The following is a 1,767-nucleotide window of genomic DNA, read 5'->3' as shown; positions in this document are numbered from 1 at the left end:
GGGACTCCTGAAAAAGATTCTCGGCCCATCGGCGCCGGATTCGTCCGTTTGCTTCGCGTTAATCAGGCTGGCAAGCGCGGTGACATCAAGTCGGCCAGATCTCAAAAGCATGGCTTGCAGATGCCCTCAGGCGCTCTGATCGCTGACCAGGCCATAAAAAAGCTGTAGATCCACCCAAAAAGAAGGACAAAAAAGAGGCGCAGCAGCCTCAAGACCTTTTCCGCGCACATCACGACAAAGGCCATCGAGATGGAGGATTCGGCACCAGCTGGTAGACGAGCCATGATCAGATCCAGGGAATACTTGCGCTTTCCAGAGCCAAAGACGCCTTCCACTTCATTGCGTCGAGCTTGATCAGATCGGAGCTGGTGCTTGTGTGCAGTGGTGACATCAGGATCCTTGGGCGGGCGACCCAATCGCTTGCCGGAGAGGCGAATACCGTTCCTCGTGCAGAAATGCCTATTCTTGGCCGTGATATAAATCCGGTCGGCGCAGATGCGCTCTGGGTAAGATCCTGTATCCAGCTTGTATTTTTCCGCCTGAGCGATAAGGTCTTCTCCTTCGTTGTAGGGGTTCCAGCTTATGCGGTGCAAGAACGGAAAGCCGTTTTGAACCGAAACACTGATTTTGGCTCCAAACTCCACCGCAGCACGTGCTTTGCCTCGCACCATTGGGCGGATATGGGTCTGCACAAGATTCACTAGGCGGTCTGGAATGCTGTTGGTCTGAGAGGCGAGCAGAAGGCCCTGTTGCCGCTCCAACTCGCTGCAGGCCAACAACTTCTGCCACCAATGCCTCTTAAGCTCGGAAAGCCTTGCCCCGCAGCCGATCAGAGCATCAATGGCCTTGAGATTCTGCCGCACATAGCCAAGCTGATGTTTAATGGCAGCCTTCACTTTGCGGCGACGTGGTCGTTTTTGCTTCGCCACTCTCAGGAAATGAGCACGAGCAAGGCCACGGTCGTAGCGAGGTCGATGTCTCCTGAATCCCGATGACTGACTGCACAGATCATCAATGACTCGCTCGGTCGTTGTGCGAGCCTCGTTGAGGAGCTTGAGGTCTCTGGGATAGGTGATGTCGGCTGGAGTGCAACTGGCATCAATCGTGAGAGTGCCCCAATTCTTTCCTTCTGGCCAGTCAGCAGGCTTGATCAACGCATCAAGTTCTAGCTGAGCGCCTCCTCCACTGGAATCACGATCATCATGGTCGTCATCGTCTGCTGCCTGAGCAAGTGCTTCTAGAAGGATCTCTTTGCCGCGCTGCACCACCAGCTCGTTGATACGGCGCAGATCCTCGTCAGAAAAACGCTTGCGAAAGTGCACCATCATCGAGGCATCAAACGGTGCCTTGGCTGTGTAGCCCGCAAAGCCGAGAAAGAACTGAATATAGGCGTTCTCTCTGATCTGATGGACTGTCTCTTCGTCGGTGAGCCCTAACTTCTGTTTGATGTAGAGAGCACCAAAGGCCATTCTCACTGATTTGGCTGGAGCGCCAATTGTGGCGCTGAATTGAGGGGCATAGGTTTCTTCCAGCTCATCCCATGGGATCAGCCCCTCCAGTTGAACCCAGCGATTCTCGGGATCAAGTGTGCCGCCAAATGGCAGGTGGAACTCCTTGATTGAGATCTGACCGTTATTGTGCCTCCGGTACATATGGAGCGATCAGGAGTAAAGGCAATCACGGATTGCCTGATTCACGGCTACTTTAGCGGTTTCTCATGCTTGAGACCAGCTGCGGCGCAATGGATCTGGATTTTTCAGGAGTCCC

1 protein-coding gene is annotated in these 1,767 nt (G+C 54.0%); it reads right to left on the bottom strand.

Going from position 1 to position 1,767, the window contains the following annotated elements; all coding sequences use genetic code 11:
• Nucleotides 1-101: 101 nt before the first annotated feature.
• A complete protein-coding gene (locus VB716_RS07900) occupies nucleotides 102-1,652 on the bottom strand; it encodes an IS5 family transposase (protein ID WP_197155761.1) in 1,551 nt (516 codons plus the stop codon).
• Nucleotides 1,653-1,767 lie beyond the last annotated feature (115 nt).

This window comes from Synechococcus sp. CCY9201, from assembly GCF_034931105.1.
Classification (GTDB): Bacteria; Cyanobacteriota; Cyanobacteriia; order PCC-6307; family Cyanobiaceae; genus CBW1002.
This window is presented reverse-complemented; position numbering and strand designations above follow the sequence as displayed.

Coding starts and splice junctions, on each gene's coding strand:
- VB716_RS07900 (WP_197155761.1), bottom strand. CDS start 1,652: ATGTACCGGAGGCACAATAACGGTCAGATCTCAATCAAGGAGTTCCAC.